Genomic DNA, 16386 nt, shown 5'->3' on the forward strand with positions numbered 1-16386 from the left:
ACTTTCGGTCAAAATTCACAGTCATCCCAAAACGCAGGGCAATCGACCCTACATCAATGGGAGTAAGCATGGCGGCGATTCATATCGGCATTTCCGGCTGGCGCTACACGCCCTGGCGGGGCGATTTCTACCCCGAAGGCTTGACCCAGAAACGCGAGTTGCAGTTTGCGTCACGCGCCGTCAACGGCATCGAAATCAACGGTTCGTTCTATGCGCTGCAAACGCCCAAGCGCTACGCCGAGTGGTATGCCGACACGCCTGAAGGCTTCCTATTCAGCGTCAAGGCCCCACGCTATATCACGCACATCCTGCGCCTGCGGGATGTGCACAAGCCCATGGCGAATTTCTTCGCCTCCGGGATACTGGAGTTGAAAGAAAAGCTTGGGCCGATCCTTTGGCAGTTCCCGCCCAGCTTCAAGTTCGACCCGCCCCTGTTCGAAGCCTTCCTCGCCGAACTGCCCACCGACACCCAGCAGGCGGCCGCCCTCGCCCATCAGCATGAGCCACGCCTGAATGGCAAGGCGAGCATGAAGGCCTACGGCAAGCGCCCTATGCGCCATGCCGTGGAAATTCGTCACGCAAGTTTTGCGGTGCCTGAGTTCGTGCAGTTGTTGGATAAGTACGGCGTGGCCCTGGTGGTGGCGGACACCGCCGGCAAGTGGCCGTATGCCGAAGACGTTACCGCCAACTTCATGTACCTGCGTTTGCATGGCGACAAACAGTTGTACGCCAGCGGCTATACCGACGAAGCCCTCAAGCGCTGGGGCGACCGCATCGAGCGCTGGCGTCACGGCAAACAGCCCACGGATGCGCACCTGATCGACCCGAAACACAAGCCACGCGCCCGCAAACAGCGCGACGTATTCTGCTTTTTCGACAACGACATCAAGGTGCGTGCACCTTACGATGCCCGCCAATTGCTGCAGCGCTTCGGGCTGGATAAACAGCTGCTGACCGAGCCCGGACGACTGCCCGAGCCGGGGGTGCTGGCATGACCCAGCCTGAGTTGATCCCCACCACGCCCACCACTGCCATCACGCGCTTTACCGTGCTGACGGTCAATATTCACAAGGGCTTCACCGCCTTGAATCGACGCTTCATCCTGCCCGAACTGCGCGAAGCGGTGCGCAGCGTCGGCGCCGACATGGTGTTCCTCCAGGAAATCCACGGCACCCACGAGCGCCATCCCCAGCGCTACAGCGACTGGCCGAAGATGCCGCAGTACGAGTTCCTCGCCGACAGCATCTGGCCGCAGTTCGCCTATGGGCGCAACGCGGTCTACCCCCACGGCGACCACGGCAACGCGTTGCTGTCGAAATTCCAGATCATCCGTCACGACAACCTCGACATCTCCCAAAGCGGCCATGAAAACCGTGGCCTGCTGCATTGCGTCCTGCGCCTGCCGGGCAGCGGGCAGCAAGTGCATGCGATCTGCATCCACCTGGGCTTGCGTGAGGTGCATCGCCAGCAGCAATTGCGCTTGCTGGAGCAGCGCATTAGCGAGATTCCGGCTGACGCGCCGCTGGTGGTCGCCGGCGATTTCAACGACTGGCGCCAGCGCGCCGACCTCAGCCAAAGCGGCCTCAAGGAGGTCTTCGCCGAAACCCTGGGCAAACCTGCGCGCACATTTCCGGCGCGCCTGCCGCTGTTGCCGCTGGACCGCATTTACGTGCGCAATCTGACTGTGCATAACCCCCGTGTGCTGACCACGCGCCCCTGGTCGCACCTCTCGGACCATGTACCGCTGTCGGTGGAGATTGAGCTATGAACGTTGCTGTAGAACATATCGCCACCGACCAGCCGCCGGATGATGCCAAGGCCCGTGACCTGGATTACGGCTGGCAGAGTGGCAATCAAATCGAACTGCTGGAGAATGGCGAGGCCTACTTCCCCAAGGTGTTCGAGGCCATGCGCGCGGCACAGCGCGAGATTCTGCTGGAGACGTTTATCCTCTTCGAAGACAAGGTCGGCTTTGAGCTCAAAGACATCTTGATCGAGGCGGCGCAGCGCGGGGTAACGGTGGTTGCCAGCCTTGATGGCTTTGGTTGCGGCGAATTGAGTGTTGCGTTTTTGCGCGAGCTGGCCGAGGCCGGGGTGGCGGTGCAGATGTTCGATCCGGCCTCGAAAACGCTGGGCATTCGCACCAACTGGTTTCGCCGCCTGCACCGCAAAATCGTGGTGGTGGATGCCGCTGTGGCCTTCATCGGCGGCATCAACTTTTCCGCCGACCACCTGGGCGACTTCGGCCCTGAAGCCAAGCAAGATTATGCGGTGCAAATCGTCGGCCCGGCGGTAGCCGACCTGCACCACTTCGCCCTGGCGCAAAGTGGTCGTCAGGTGCGCACACGGCGTGGCTGGCGGCGGCGCCAGCAACGCCCTGCGCTTTGGGCAACGTCCGAGGGAGACGGCCTGGTCCGCTTGATTTATCGCGACAACGTGCAGCATCGCGATGACATCGAAGAAGCCTATATCCACGCCCTGAGCAAAGCCCGTACACGCGCCGTGATCGCCAACGCGTATTTCTTCCCCGGCTACCGCCTGCTGCGCGAAATCCGCAACGCCGCGCGCCGTGGCGTGCACGTCCAACTGATCATGCAGGGCCAGCCGGATGTGCTGCTCGCCAAGCTGGCGGCGCGCATGCTCTATGACTATCTGCTCAAGGATGGCGTGGTGATTCATGAATACTGCCAGCGCCCGCTGCACGGCAAGGTCGCCTTGGTGGACGATGACTGGAGCACCGTGGGCTCAAGCAACCTGGACCCGTTGAGCCTGGCACTGAACCTGGAAGCCAATGTGCTGATTCGGGATCGGGCCTTCAATCAGCAGTTGTACGAGAGCCTGGAGGCACTCGCCAGAAACCACTGCCAGACCATGCCGGAAAAACGCAAACCACGCTTGTGGTTGTGGCGCCTGACTGTGGGTTTCCTGGTGTTTCATGTAATGCGCCACTTCCCCGTCCTGACCGGCTGGCTGCCGGCGCACAAGCCGCGTTTAAAACCCATCGAGAGTCCGGCCCATGACGTCTGAAAAACACGGCTCACGGTTCCAGCGCTGGAAGAAACCCCTGACCATTGCATTCTTCCTGCTGCTGATCGTGCTGTTCACCCTGCTTGCCCGGCGCATCGACTGGAGCGAAGTGCTGCAGACCCTGAGCGAATTCAAAGTGCGCACCTTGCTGATCGCCAGCGCGCTCACCGTGTGCAGCTTTATCGTCTACGCCTGCTTCGACCTGATCGGCCGCACCTACATTCGCCAGCCGTTGCGCTGGAAGCAGATCCTGCCGGTGGGGATCATCAGTTACGCGTTCAACCTCAACCTGAGCGCGTGGGTGGGCGGCATCGCGATGCGTTATCGCTTGTACTCGCGCCTGGGGGTGAGCACCAGCAATATCGCCAAGATCCTGGGGCTTAGCCTGGCGACCAACTGGTTCGGCTATATGGCGATCTCGGGGGTGATTTTCAGCAGCGGCCTGGTCACCATGCCGCCGGGCTGGAAGGTCAGCACCACGGCCTTGCAAGGCATCGGCGCGCTGCTGGTGCTGGCCAGCCTGGGCTACCTGGCCGCCTGCCGGTTTTCGAAAAAACGCGCGTGGACGATTCGCGGCATGGAAATCAACCTGCCGTCGCTGCGCATGGCGTGTTTGCAATTGATGCTGGGCGCGTTGAACTGGTCGCTGATGGCGGCGGTGATTTTCACACTGTTGCCGTCGAAACTGGACTATCCGCTGGTGTTGGGAGTGCTGCTGATCAGCGCGATTGCCGGGGTGCTCACGCATATTCCGGCGGGGCTGGGCGTGCTCGAAGCGGTGTTTATCGGCTTGCTGCAGCATGAGGCGTCACGCGGGAGTTTGCTGGCCGGGTTGATTGCTTATCGAGCGATCTATTTTATCTGCCCGCTGCTGATCGCGCTGGTGATGTATTTGGGTGTGGAAGCGAAGGCCAAGGCGTTGCGGGTCAAGAAGACAGCTTGATACCTGTGATGATCGTCCCCACGCTCCGCGTGGGCACGCAGCCCGTGACGCTCTGCGTCATCTGCTGGACGCGGAGCGTCCCGGGAGGCATTCCCACGCGGAGCGTGGGAGCGATCATCGAGCATCGCTATTGCGACTGAATGATGCTCAACCGTTCGCCCACTACCATCTCGGTGATCCAGTCCACCAGGATCGAGGTGTAGGCCTGTTGCGACACCGGGTCGCTCAATGAATGGTCGGCGCCGTCGATGATGCGGTGGGTCAGGGAATGGGTTTGCTGGCACGCCGCGCGGTAACTCATGATGGTGGCGTGGGGCACGTGGTCGTCGGTTTCCGATTCGACGATCAGCACATCGCCGGTAAATTGTGCGCAGGCGTGCAAGGCGCGGTTGGTTTCGGCGTGCACAAGGGTGCTGCGGTAGTCCATCAGGTCAGCTTTATCCAGGTCACGCTTGGGCTTGAGCCATTCCTGGTCGCGGTACAGCGCCGGCACACGCAACGCCAGCCAGCGCACCGGGCGCAATGAGGTGAGGATGGCGGCCAGGTAGCCGCCGTAGCTGGTGCCCACCACCGCCACCGCCGAAGTGTCGATCGCCGGGTGGGACAGCAGGCGGTCATAGGCGGCCAGCAGGTCGCGCAGGTTATCTTCACGGGTCACGCGGGACAGCGGGATCCCGGTGCCGGCGTGGCCGCGCAGGTCGAAGGTCAGACACACACAACCGAGCCCCGCGATGCCTTTGGCCCGTTCCAGGTCGCGCTCCTGGCTACCGCCCCAGCCATGCACGAACAGCACGCCCGGCACTTTGGATTTGGGGCTCAGGAAGGTCCCGCTCATCTGTTCGTCGTCTATATCGATCGCAATGCTCTCGCTTCTAGCCGTCATAAGCCTCAACCGTCACGTATTTGAGTAAAAAATCGCTGTTTTCAGCCGGGCCTCGGTACACCTCGATGGCATCCGCCGGCAGCGCCTGGTCCACGTAGGTTTCCACCGAGGCCACACGGATCGCCGTAAGGCTCGGGTTGTTGATAAAGCTCTGCAGCGCCGCGACTTCCGCGCTGCTGGCCCCGCCCATGCGCCAGGATTGCTCGAGCACTCCACTGCGGCGCTGGCCGTCGCTGTCCAGGCCCTGGGCGATGTCGTAGTTGCGCCGCGAGGCATAGAAGCCTGGGTAGGCTTCGTCGGCAGCTCTGTCGAAGACCTGCGCTTGCCTCACGGCTTCACGTACATCGTCGGGCAGGTCCAGCCTGAGCAAATCGTCGTAGCCACCGGGCACCACCAGCAATCTGGAGCCGCCGTAGACGTCTTCCCCCTGCCCGTCCTGGGTCAGGTATTGCTCGCCGCAGTAGCTCAGCACCTGATCGCCAATAAAGCTCTGGCCTACACTGTGAGTGACCACGTCGTGCAGGTCTTGTTCCAGCACCACGCCATCGTCGAACATCCCCGCCGCTCCGGGACGTGCCAACAGGGCGTCGAATTCGTCGAGGCTGCGAATGACTTGCTGGCCGCGCCCAGCGCAGGCGTTCACGGGTTTCAAGCGAATCGGCCCGCTGTAGAGCAAGCGCGTGGCGGCCGGCCGTGCATCCTCCACAGCGAAGACACTCAAGCCATCGAGTACCACATCGCGCACCCGCTCACTGAACAACGGCGACCAGCCCTCCGGCGCCTTGGCTTCAGGGCCCAGCAAGCCATGACTGATGGCTTTGGTGCAGATGAACCCGTGATCGACATAACCGCCCCACAGGTCTTGCGGGCCTTTGATATTGAGCGCGCGGGCTTGGGCCGCCCCCACCAGAGTTTGTGTGGGAAGCAGGTAGAGGTCGCGGCCAGCGTGCTGCTGTGGATCGTAGCTGCCGCCGAACTTGAGCCCCAGTATCTGCGCCAGCCAGCGCGCCAGGGCGCGATTGGTATCGACTTCATGCTGGGGTGCGCCAGCGCGTGTCGAGTGAGCGACTACCCATTTTTTCGGTGAAATTGGGGTCATGCGTCCCCCTTGGCATTCGGCCATGTGTGTAGGGGAAGCGTAGCAGGGATTAGGCCAAGATCTGGCCGAGGAGGATCGTTTGAAAATCAATCAGTTGGCGCAAACGCAATAGCAGTTAGCCTGCGCCATTCTGCACGACGCGGGCGCGGGTAAGCGGCGTTCTGCACGATTCACATGCATCGCACCCGATATCCGGCGACGGCGCCAGCTAAGATACTGGGCCTATCAACCCATCACGAGGCAATCCACATGGCCAAGCAAGCACTCATCCTGATCGATATCCAGAACGACTACTTCCCCCAAGGCAAGTGGCCGCTTGATGGTGTGGAGGCCGCCGCAGACAACGCTGCGCGAGTGCTGCAGGCCTTTCGTCAGGCCGGGGATGCCGTGATTCACGTTCGTCACGAGTTCGAAGGCGATGACGCGCCGTTCTTCACGCCGGGCTCAGAAGGTGCTCATCTGCATGCCAAAGTGCTGAACCAGGGCAATGAGCCGGTGGTGCTCAAGCATTTTGTGAATGCTTTTCGCCAGACCAACCTGCGCGAGTTGCTGGAACAGCGCAGCATCACCGACGTGGTTGTGGCCGGCAGCATGAGCCATATGTGCATCGATGCGGTGGTGCGGGCAGCAGCGGACTTGGGCTACAAGGTCACGGTGATCCACGATGCGTGCGCGACCCGCGACCAGGAATTCAATGGGCAGGTGATTCCCGCCGCGCAGGTGCATGGCGCATACATGGCGTCGCTGGCCTTCGGGTATGCGGGCGTGGTGTCGACAAATGACTATCTGAAGGCCCAAGCGGCGGTGGCTTGACCGCCGCTGAGTAACCTCAGCGCGTGGCGATGATGAACAGGCGCGGGAATGGCAGCAACACGGTGCCGTCGCTCAGGGCTGGGTAAGCGTGGCTAATCCGCGCCTGGTACTCCTGCAGGAACGCAGCTTGTTCGCCATCATTCAGGGGGGCCAGGAAGGGTCGCAGCCCTGAAGCCTTGAACCACTCCACCACGGCCGCGTGGTCTGCCAGCGGATGTTGGTAGGTGGTGCGCCATACGTCAACGGTAGTGCAGTACCGACTCAGCAGCTCGTAGTAATAGCTCGCCGAATGCCGCTGGTTATGCTTGACCGCGCCGATCTTTGCAGCCCATGGCCCCTGCGCCGCGACTTCGCGGGCGAGCCGGTGGGCAGGCTCGTCGAGGTTGTCCGGCGTCTGTATCGCCAGCGTGCCGCCGGGGGTCAGTTGGTGCACCAGGTGCGGGTACAGCGTGGCGTGGTCCGGCAACCATTGCAGGGACGCGTTGGCGAGAATCACGTCGAACTGCTGCGCCGGGGTCCAGGCGCCGATATCCGCCAATTCGAAGCTGAGCGTCGGCAAGCGTTTGCGCGCGTCGATCAACATGTCGTCGGAGCTGTCCATGCCGGTGATGTGCGCATGGGGAAAGCGCTCGGCCAGCACCTGGGTGGAATTGCCGGGGCCACAGCCCAAATCGACGGCTGTGCCCACGTCGGTATTGGGAATCGCCGCCACCAGGTCGCGGACGGGGCGCGTGCGTTGCTGCTCGAACATCGTGTATTGCTTGGCGGACCAGGTCATCACAGTTCTCCTTCGTTGGCGGTTAAGCATGCCCCATAAAAAACCCCCGAAGCCAGGGGCTATCGGGGGTTTTGGGGGTTCTGGGTCTCAGACTTCAGAACGGGATATCGTCATCAAAGCTGTCGAAATCCGGAGCTGGCTGCGGCGCGGCCTGTTGTGGCGCTGGGCGCGACTCACGCTGAGGCTGCTGGCTTGGCTGCGGACGCGACTGCTGTGGACGCGGTGCCGAGTTGGACATGCCTCCCTGGCCCTGTTGGTCGCCCTGTGGACGGCCGCCCAGCAGTTGCATGGTGCCTTGCATGTCGACCACGATTTCGGTGGTGTAACGCTTGATGCCGTCTTTTTCCCACTCGCGGGTCTGCAGTTTGCCTTCGATGTACACCTGCGAACCTTTGCGCAGGTACTCACCGGCGATCTCGGCAACCTTGCCGAACATCGACACACGGTGCCATTCGGTTTTCTCGACCTTCTGGCCAGTCTGCTTGTCGGTCCACTGTTCGCTGGTCGCCAGACTCAGGTTGGTCACGGCGTTACCGTTCGGCAGGTAGCGAACTTCGGGATCCTGGCCGCATGTACCGACCAATATGACTTTGTTAACCCCACGGGCCATAACGTTCTCCTAGGCTGGGCGCGCTGTCGGCACTGGGTTGACCAGTTGCTCGAGCGTCGCGCGATCCAATAATTCGGTGTCCAATTTGATGTAAATCGCAGCTTCTTCCGCGATCACTACTGCATCCGTTACTCCAACGACGGCCTTGAGGCGCTCGGCCAGGCCAGCTTCGCGCATCGCTTCAGGCGATAACGGCAAGCGCAGGCTCGTCACATACGGAGGTTCGCGCATGGTAACAGCAAAGGCCAGCCAAAGTGCAGCCAGCCCGGCGCATCCGAGGAACACAACCGACAAACCGCCATGCTGGAACATCCAGCCGCCCATGATCCCACCCAGCGCCGAACCGAGGAACTGGCTGGTGGAATACACGCCCATCGCCGTGCCCTTGCCGCCGGCCGGTGAAACCTTGCTGATCAGCGAAGGCAATGACGCCTCCAGCAGGTTGAACGCGGTGAAGAACACCACCGTACCGATCACCAGCGCCCGCAGGCTGTCGCCGAACTCCCAGAAGAATAGTTCAGTGAGCATCAGTGTCGCGACGGCGCCGAGTAAAACTCGTTTCATTTTGCGTTTCTTCTCGCCGTAGATGATGAACGGGATCATGGCGAAGAACGAAACCAACAGCGCGGTCAGGTAGACCCACCAGTGCTGCTCCTTGGGCAACCCGGCTTTTTGCACCAGGGCCAGGGGCAAGGCGACGAAGCTGCACATCAGCATTGCGTGCAACACGAAGATACCTAAATCCAGGCGCAACAGGTCCGGATGCTTGAGGGTCGGCAACAGCGCCTGGCGCGCGACCCCGGATTCACGGTGCTGCAGCGTGCCGGTAGAGCGCGGCACCATAAAGGCCACGATCACGATACCGAACAATGCCATGCCGCCGGTGGCGAGAAACAACCCATGCAGGCCGAAGGCGCGCGTCAGCAGCGGACCGACCACCATCGCCACGGCAAACGACAAACCGATGGTCATGCCGATCATGGCCATGGCCTTGGTGCGATGCTGTTCGCGGGTCAGGTCCGACAGCAGCGCCATTACCGCGGCGGAAATCGCCCCGGCGCCCTGCAGGATACGTCCGGCGATCACGCCCCAGATCGAATCGGACTGCGCCGCGAGCACACTGCCGAGGGCGAACACGATCAGCCCCAGGTAAATCACCGGGCGCCGGCCGATACGGTCGGAAATAATGCCGAACGGAATCTGGAAGATCGCCTGGGTCAGGCCATAGGCGCCAATCGCCAGGCCGATCAATGCGGGGGTCGCGCCGGCGAGATCCATCCCATAGGTCGCCAGCACCGGCAACACCATGAACATGCCCAGCATACGGAAGGCGAACACCAGGGCCAGACCGCTTGCCGCTCGGGTCTCGCCGCTACTCATGCGTTCGCTATGGGGATCGTGCATGGAAAAACCTCGTGTGAACCGGCGGCGATTCTACCAGTCCCATCGATTGAGGGGGTATATGCGGCGCTTTGCCGCGCAGCTTTCATGTAAGGCTGCAAGCGGCCTTTTGACAGTGTATATTCATCCAGTCTTTAGCCGTATACTCCGGCATTATTTACGCCCGCCGTGCGAGGCCATCTTGGACAAGATCCTGATTCGTGGGGCTAGAACCCACAACCTGAAGAACATCGACCTGACCCTGCCCCGGGACAAATTGATCGTTATCACCGGCCTGTCCGGCTCGGGCAAATCGTCCCTGGCGTTCGACACGCTGTACGCCGAAGGCCAGCGGCGCTATGTGGAATCGCTGTCGGCCTATGCCCGGCAGTTCCTGTCAATGATGGAAAAGCCCGACGTCGACACTATCGAAGGGTTGTCGCCGGCCATTTCCATCGAGCAGAAGTCGACGTCCCATAACCCGCGTTCCACCGTGGGCACCATTACCGAAATCTACGATTACCTGCGTCTGCTGTATGCACGGGTGGGTATTCCCCGCTGCCCGGACCACGATATTCCGCTGGAAGCCCAGACCGTCAGCCAGATGGTCGACCTGGTCCTGACCCAGCCGGAAGGTGCCAAGCTGATGCTGCTGGCGCCCGTCATCCGCGAGCGCAAGGGTGAGCACCTGTCGGTCTTTGAAGAGCTGCGGGCGCAAGGTTTCGTGCGCGCCCGCATCAACGGCAAGCTGTATGAGCTGGATGAAGCGCCGAAGCTCGACAAGCAGAAGAAGCACTCCATCGATGTGGTAGTCGACCGCTTCAAGGTGCGTGCCGATCTGCAGCAGCGCCTGGCGGAGTCGTTCGAGACCGCGCTGAAGCTGGCAGACGGTATTGCCCTGGTGGCGCCGATGGACGATGAGCTGGGCGAAGAGGTCATCTTCTCTGCGCGCTTTGCCTGCCCGATCTGCGGCCACGCTATCAGCGAGCTGGAACCCAAGCTGTTTTCCTTCAACAACCCGGCCGGCGCCTGCCCGACCTGTGATGGCCTGGGCGTCAAGCAATTCTTCGACATCAAGCGCCTGGTCAATGGCGAACTGACCTTGGCCGAGGGGGCGATACGCGGCTGGGACAGGCGCAACGTCTATTACTTCCAGATGCTGGGGTCGTTGGCGTCCCACTATAAGTTCAGCCTGGAGGTGCCGTTCAACCAATTGCCGGCTGACCAGCAGAAGGTCATCCTCAATGGCAGTGGTTCGCAGAATGTCGACTTCAAATACCTGAACGACCGGGGCGATATCGTCAAACGTTCGCACCCGTTCGAAGGCATCGTGCCAAACCTGGAACGTCGCTATCGCGAGACCGAGTCGGCGAGCGTACGTGAAGAACTGGCCAAATTCCTCAGCACCCAACCTTGCCCTGATTGCCGCGGCACTCGCCTGCGCCGTGAAGCGCGGCATGTGTGGGTTGGCGAGAAGACGTTGCCGGCGGTGACCAACCTGCCAATCGGCGATGCCTGTGAATACTTTGGCGTGCTCAAGCTGACCGGCCGCCGTGGGGAGATTGCCGACAAGATCCTCAAGGAAATTCGCGAGCGTCTGCAGTTCCTGGTCAACGTTGGCCTGGACTATCTGTCGCTGGATCGCAGTGCCGATACCTTGTCGGGTGGCGAGGCCCAGCGGATTCGCCTGGCCAGCCAGATCGGCGCGGGGCTGGTGGGGGTGCTGTACATCCTCGACGAGCCGTCGATTGGCTTGCACCAACGTGACAATGATCGCCTGCTCGGCACGCTGAAACACCTGCGGGATATCGGCAACACGGTGATTGTGGTCGAGCACGATGAGGACGCTATTCGCCTGGCGGATTACGTCGTCGATATCGGACCGGGGGCTGGCATACATGGCGGGCATATTGTCGCCGAAGGCACACCTGCCGAAGTGATGGCTCACCCAGACTCCCTGACCGGTAAATACCTGTCTGGCCGGGTCAAAATTCAAGTGCCGGCCAAACGTACCCCGCGCAACAAGAAGATGGCCTTGCACCTCAAGGGTGCCCGTGGCAACAACTTGCGCAATGTGGACCTGGAAATTCCCCTGGGCCTGCTGACCTGTGTGACCGGTGTTTCCGGTTCGGGCAAGTCGACGCTGATCAACAACACGCTGTTCCCGTTGAGTGCCACCGCCCTGAACGGCGCCACTACCCTGGAAGCGGCGGCCCACGACAGCATCAAGGGCCTGGAACACCTGGACAAGGTGGTCGATATCGACCAGAGCCCGATTGGCCGTACGCCGCGTTCCAACCCAGCGACGTATACCGGGCTGTTCACGCCGATTCGCGAGCTGTTTGCCGGCGTCCCGGAATCCCGCTCGCGGGGTTATGGGCCGGGCCGCTTCTCGTTCAACGTCAAGGGCGGTCGCTGTGAAGCCTGCCAAGGCGACGGTCTGATCAAGGTAGAGATGCACTTCCTGCCAGATATCTACGTACCGTGCGACGTGTGCAAGAGCAAACGCTATAACCGCGAAACCCTGGAAATCAAATACAAGGGCAAGAACATCCACGAAACCCTGGAGATGACCATCGAGGAAGCTCGGGTGTTCTTCGATGCGGTTCCGGCGCTGGCGCGCAAGCTGCAGACGTTGATGGATGTTGGTCTGTCTTATATCAAGCTGGGGCAGTCGGCGACCACGCTATCGGGTGGTGAAGCGCAGCGGGTGAAGTTGTCCCGTGAGTTGTCCAAACGGGATACGGGCAAAACCCTGTATATCCTTGATGAACCCACTACGGGCCTGCACTTTGCCGATATCCAGCAACTGCTGGACGTGCTGCACCGCTTGCGCGATCACGGCAACACAGTGGTAGTGATCGAGCACAACCTGGACGTGATCAAGACGGCAGACTGGCTGGTAGACCTAGGACCGGAGGGCGGTTCCAAGGGCGGTCAGATCATTGCGGTCGGTACACCGGAGCAAGTCTCCGAAATGTCACAGTCCCACACTGGCTACTACCTGAAGCCGCTGCTGGAGCGTGACCGGGCCTGATTTATCGGGCCCAATACAAAGCCCCTGTCACCTCATCGGTGGCAGGGGCTTTTTTGCAGCCGGAATCAGAACTGCGATTGCAGGTAATTTTCCAGGCCGATCAGCTTGATCAGACCCAACTGCTTTTCCAGCCAGTAGGTGTGATCTTCTTCGGTGTCATTTAACTGCACTCGCAGGATTTCACGAGTGACATAGTCGTTGTGCTGCTCGCAGAGCTCGATGCCCTTGCAGAGCGCGGCCCGCACCTTGTACTCAAGGCGAAGATCGGCTGCGAGCATGTCAGGCACCGTAGTGCCCACATCCAAGTCGTCGGGGCGCATACGTGGCGTACCTTCGAGCATCAAGATACGGCGCATCAGTGCGTCAGCGTGCTGCGCCTCTTCTTCCATCTCGTGATTGATACGTTCGTAGAGCTCGGTAAAGCCCCAGTCTTCGTACATGCGCGAATGGATGAAATATTGGTCACGAGCTGCCAGTTCGCCCGTCAGCAACGTGTTGAGGTAATCGATTACGTCGGGGTGACCTTGCATCGCCCTACATCTCCCTGCTTGAAAGTCTGTAGTTTGAACCATGCTGACTTGAAGGTCACGGGATCAACGGCAGAAAAGCGAAGATTTCCGGAGAAAAGTAGCTGAAATAACGCAAAAACCGCCCAAATGAGGGCGGTTCTGCTTATCGTTTAGAGTCAGTTAAGCGATACACCCAGTGCCTTTGCGATTGCTTCTCCATAAGCGGGGTCCGCCTTATAGAAATGCTGCAGCTGGCGCTGGACCACATCGCTGGAAACGCCGCCCATCGCACCGGCGACGTTGCTGGTAAGCAGCGCTTTCTGCTCGTCGCTCATCAAGCGGAACAGCGCGCCGGCGTGGCTGTAGTAATCGGTATCTTCGCGATGATCGTAACGATCTGCTGCGCCGCTCAAGGCCAGTGCAGGCTCCGCGTAGTGTGGCGCCTGCTTAGGCGCATCGGCGTAGCTGTTTGGCTCGTAGTTGGGCGCTGCGCCACCGTTGCTGCCAAAGGCCATCGAACCGTCACGCTGATAGCTATTGACGGGGTTACGTGGGGCGTTCACCGGCAGCTGCTGGTGATTGGTGCCAACGCGGTACCGATGAGCATCTGCGTAGGCAAAGACGCGACCTTGCAGCATACGGTCTGGCGACAGGCCAACGCCCGGAACCATGTTGCTTGGGCCGAACGCGGCTTGTTCCACTTCAGCGAAATAGTTCTGCGGGTTGCGGTTGAGTTCCAGCTCACCCACCTCGATCAGGGGGAACTCCTTCTGCGACCAGGTCTTGGTTACATCGAACGGGTTTTCGTAATGAGCATTGGCCTGGGCCTCGGTCATGACCTGGATGCAGACGCGCCATTTCGGGAAGTCACCGCGCTCGATTGCGCCGAACAGATCGCGCTGGGCGTAGTCTGGATCGGTGCCCGCCAGGCGCGCAGCTTCAGCCGGTGCCAGGTTCTTGATGCCTTGCTTGGTCTTGTAGTGCCACTTCACCCAGTGGCGCTCGCCCTTGGCGTTAATCAGGCTGTAGGTGTGACTGCCGAAGCCGTGCATGTGGCGGTAGCCGTCCGGGATGCCACGGTCCGAAAACAAGATGGTGACCTGGTGCAGCGCCTCTGGGGAGTGCGACCAGAAATCCCACATCATCTGCGCGCTTTTCAGGTTGCTTTGCGGCAAGCGCTTTTGGGTATGGATGAAATCGGGGAATTTCAGCGGGTCGCGGATGAAGAACACAGGCGTGTTGTTGCCAACGATGTCCCAGTTGCCTTCCTCGGTGTAGAACTTCAAGGCGAAACCGCGTGGGTCGCGTTCAGTGTCAGCCGAACCGCGCTCGCCACCCACAGTGGAGAACCGCAGGAAGGTCGGCGTTTGCTTACCTACTGACTCGAACAGCTTGGCGCTGGTGTATTGAGTAATGTCTTGGGTAACGGTGAATGTACCGTAGGCGCCTGAACCTTTGGCGTGTACACGGCGCTCCGGAATATTTTCACGGTTGAAGTGAGCGAGCTTCTCGATCAGGTGAAAGTCGTCGAGCAGCAGTGGGCCACGGGGGCCGGCGGAACGGGAATTCTGATTATCCGCAACGGGAGCGCCGCTGGCGGTGGTAAGGATTTTATTCTGGCTCATGCGCAATCTTCCTCAGGTCGGAATTGAAACTGCCGGCTAATCGGCTTGGAGGGAGTATTGATCAACGGCATGACACCCACAAATTTATTAAATTGCGGACTTCAATAGAAAATTACTACCAACCAAGGCAATACGCATAGTGCCCCTTGCTCCATAGGGAAACTTGTACATATCGCGCTTTTGTTACGCGCACAAAAAACCGGGCGCTAGGCCCGGTTCTTCGTTACAGACTCGTCTTACTCGGCGCTTACAGCTTCGCCGGCAGTAGCACGATCAACCAACTCGACGTACGCCATAGGCGCGTTGTCGCCAGTGCGGAAACCGCACTTGAGGATGCGCAGGTAGCCACCCTCACGGGTAGCGTAACGCTTGCCCAGGTCGTTGAAGAGCTTACCAACGATAGCTTTCGAACGAGTACGGTCGAAAGCCAGACGGCGGTTAGCCAGGCTGTCTGTCTTGGCCAAAGTGATCAGCGGCTCAGCAACGCGACGCAGTTCTTTAGCTTTCGGCAGTGTAGTTTTGATCAGCTCGTGCTCGAACAGCGACACCGCCATGTTTTGGAACATGGCCTTGCGGTGCGAGCTGGTACGGCTCAGGTGACGACCACTTTTACGATGACGCATGGTTCATTCCTTACCAAACTCACGTTCGGTGATTACGACGATCAGGCAGTCGCCTTGTCGTCCTTCTTAAGACTTGCAGGCGGCCAGTTGTCGAGGCGCATGCCGAGGGACAGACCGCGGGAGGCCAGAACGTCCTTGATTTCAGTCAAGGATTTCTTGCCCAGGTTCGGAGTCTTCAACAGTTCTACTTCGGTACGCTGAATCAGATCACCGATGTAGTAAATGTTTTCCGCCTTAAGGCAGTTAGCCGAACGTACAGTCAGTTCCAGATCGTCAACCGGGCGAAGCAGGATCGGATCGATCTCGTCTTCCTGCTCGATTACCACTGGTTCGCTGTCACCTTTGAGGTCGACGAACGCAGCCAACTGCTGTTGCAGAATGGTTGCAGCGCGGCGGATAGCCTCTTCAGGATCCAGGGTACCGTTGGTTTCCAGATCAATAACCAGCTTGTCCAGGTTAGTACGCTGCTCGACACGGGCGTTTTCCACCACGTATGCGATACGGCGAACCGGACTGAACGAAGAGTCAAGCTGCAAGCGACCAATGCTGCGGCTTTCGTCTTCATCGCTCTGACGCGAGTCGGCCGGTTCATAACCACGACCACGAGCTACGGTGAGCTTCATGTTCAGGGCGCCGTTAGACGCCAGGTTAGCGATTACGTGATCGGGGTTAACGATCTCGACATCATGATCCAGCTGAATATCGGCAGCGGTAACCACCCCCGAACCCTTCTTCGACAAGGTCAGCGTAACTTCGTCACGGCCGTGCAGCTTGATAGCCAGACCTTTAAGGTTCAACAGGATTTCAATTACGTCTTCCTGTACACCTTCGATGGCGCTGTACTCGTGGAGCACACCGTCAATCTCGGCCTCGACTACTGCACAGCCGGGCATTGAGGACAACAGGATGCGGCGCAGCGCGTTGCCCAGGGTGTGGCCAAAACCACGCTCGAGAGGCTCGAGCGTAATTTTAGCGCGGGTTGGACTGACAACCTGCACATCAATGTGGCGGGGTGTCAGGAACTCATTTACCGAAATCTGCATGGATGCACCTATTTTC

General features: G+C 60.1%; 15 protein-coding genes. 6 read left to right on the top strand and 9 right to left on the bottom strand.

Translation table 11 applies throughout. The annotated features are described in order from the left end of the window. Positions 1 to 68: 68 nt before the first annotated feature. Genes C4J85_RS24170 through C4J85_RS24185 form a run of 4 tightly spaced genes read left to right on the top strand, consistent with a single transcriptional unit; the run spans position 69 to position 3970 of the window. Positions 69 to 995 (top strand): DUF72 domain-containing protein, encoded by a 927-nt coding sequence (locus C4J85_RS24170; RefSeq protein WP_124368522.1) that lies wholly within the window; start codon positions 69 to 71, stop codon positions 993 to 995. Then, positions 992 to 1768: an endonuclease/exonuclease/phosphatase family protein gene (locus tag C4J85_RS24175; protein ID WP_124368523.1), complete on the top strand. Its 777-nt coding sequence runs from the start codon at positions 992 to 994 to the stop codon at positions 1766 to 1768. The genes C4J85_RS24170 and C4J85_RS24175 overlap by 4 nt, the downstream gene beginning before the upstream one ends. Continuing rightward, positions 1765 to 3027, top strand: a complete 1263-nt coding sequence (gene clsB, locus C4J85_RS24180) for a cardiolipin synthase ClsB (RefSeq protein ID WP_124410891.1) — start codon at positions 1765 to 1767, stop codon at positions 3025 to 3027. The genes C4J85_RS24175 and clsB overlap by 4 nt, the downstream gene beginning before the upstream one ends. Next, on the top strand, positions 3017 to 3970 hold the full coding sequence (locus C4J85_RS24185; protein ID WP_124368525.1) for a lysylphosphatidylglycerol synthase domain-containing protein: 954 nt from the start codon (positions 3017 to 3019) through the stop codon (positions 3968 to 3970). The genes clsB and C4J85_RS24185 overlap by 11 nt, the downstream gene beginning before the upstream one ends. 127 nt (positions 3971 to 4097) lie before the next feature. Here C4J85_RS24185 and C4J85_RS24190 read toward each other — a convergent pair whose 3' ends face one another. Both C4J85_RS24190 and C4J85_RS24195 read right to left on the bottom strand, forming a co-directional pair. Continuing rightward, positions 4098 to 4853 carry a S9 family peptidase gene (locus C4J85_RS24190; protein ID WP_124408307.1) on the bottom strand — a complete coding sequence of 252 codons (756 nt, stop codon included), beginning with the start codon at positions 4851 to 4853 and terminating at the stop codon, positions 4098 to 4100. Further along, the gene (locus tag C4J85_RS24195; protein ID WP_124410892.1) at positions 4843 to 5952 is read right to left on the bottom strand and encodes a DUF3182 family protein; all 1110 of its coding nucleotides are present in this window, start codon (positions 5950 to 5952) and stop codon (positions 4843 to 4845) included. The genes C4J85_RS24190 and C4J85_RS24195 overlap by 11 nt, the downstream gene beginning before the upstream one ends. A 249-nt stretch (positions 5953 to 6201) precedes the next feature. Here C4J85_RS24195 and C4J85_RS24200 point away from each other — a divergent pair, with 249 nt between their 5' ends. Further along, on the top strand, positions 6202 to 6765 hold the full coding sequence (locus tag C4J85_RS24200; protein WP_124408309.1) for a cysteine hydrolase family protein: 564 nt from the start codon (positions 6202 to 6204) through the stop codon (positions 6763 to 6765). A 16-nt stretch (positions 6766 to 6781) separates the two neighbouring features. Here the strand turns inward: C4J85_RS24200 and tam are convergent, their stop codons facing one another. From tam to C4J85_RS24215, 3 genes are all read right to left on the bottom strand, one after another. Then, a complete protein-coding gene (gene tam / locus C4J85_RS24205) occupies positions 6782 to 7543 on the bottom strand; it encodes a trans-aconitate 2-methyltransferase (RefSeq protein ID WP_124410893.1) in 762 nt (253 codons plus the stop codon). Between the two features lie 94 nt (positions 7544 to 7637). Then, positions 7638 to 8153: a single-stranded DNA-binding protein gene (locus C4J85_RS24210; protein ID WP_003232445.1), complete on the bottom strand. Its 516-nt coding sequence runs from the start codon at positions 8151 to 8153 to the stop codon at positions 7638 to 7640. A gap of 9 nt (positions 8154 to 8162) precedes the next feature. Next, positions 8163 to 9557, bottom strand: coding sequence for an MFS transporter (locus tag C4J85_RS24215; protein ID WP_124410894.1), 1395 nt, complete (start codon positions 9555 to 9557; stop codon positions 8163 to 8165). Between the two features lie 178 nt (positions 9558 to 9735). Between C4J85_RS24215 and uvrA the strand changes: the two genes are divergently transcribed. Then, positions 9736 to 12570, top strand: coding sequence for an excinuclease ABC subunit UvrA (uvrA, locus tag C4J85_RS24220; RefSeq protein WP_124410895.1), 2835 nt, complete (start codon positions 9736 to 9738; stop codon positions 12568 to 12570). Positions 12571 to 12635: 65 nt separating this feature from the next. Here the strand turns inward: uvrA and bfr are convergent, their stop codons facing one another. The 4 genes from bfr to rpoA form a co-directional block, all read right to left on the bottom strand. Next, positions 12636 to 13100 carry a bacterioferritin gene (gene bfr, locus C4J85_RS24225; RefSeq protein WP_003176400.1) on the bottom strand — a complete coding sequence of 155 codons (465 nt, stop codon included), beginning with the start codon at positions 13098 to 13100 and terminating at the stop codon, positions 12636 to 12638. Between the two features lie 155 nt (positions 13101 to 13255). After that, a complete protein-coding gene (locus C4J85_RS24230; RefSeq protein WP_124410896.1) occupies positions 13256 to 14704 on the bottom strand; it encodes a catalase in 1449 nt (482 codons plus the stop codon). Between the two features lie 236 nt (positions 14705 to 14940). Beyond that, a complete protein-coding gene (rplQ, locus tag C4J85_RS24235; protein WP_007918448.1) occupies positions 14941 to 15327 on the bottom strand; it encodes a 50S ribosomal protein L17 in 387 nt (128 codons plus the stop codon). 41 nt (positions 15328 to 15368) lie between these two features. After that, positions 15369 to 16370, bottom strand: coding sequence for a DNA-directed RNA polymerase subunit alpha (rpoA, locus tag C4J85_RS24240; protein ID WP_003176403.1), 1002 nt, complete (start codon positions 16368 to 16370; stop codon positions 15369 to 15371). Positions 16371 to 16386: the final 16 nt, after the last annotated feature.

Origin of the sequence: Pseudomonas sp. R4-34-07, from assembly GCF_003852375.1 — a bacterium.
Lineage (GTDB): Bacteria > Pseudomonadota > Gammaproteobacteria > Pseudomonadales > Pseudomonadaceae > Aquipseudomonas.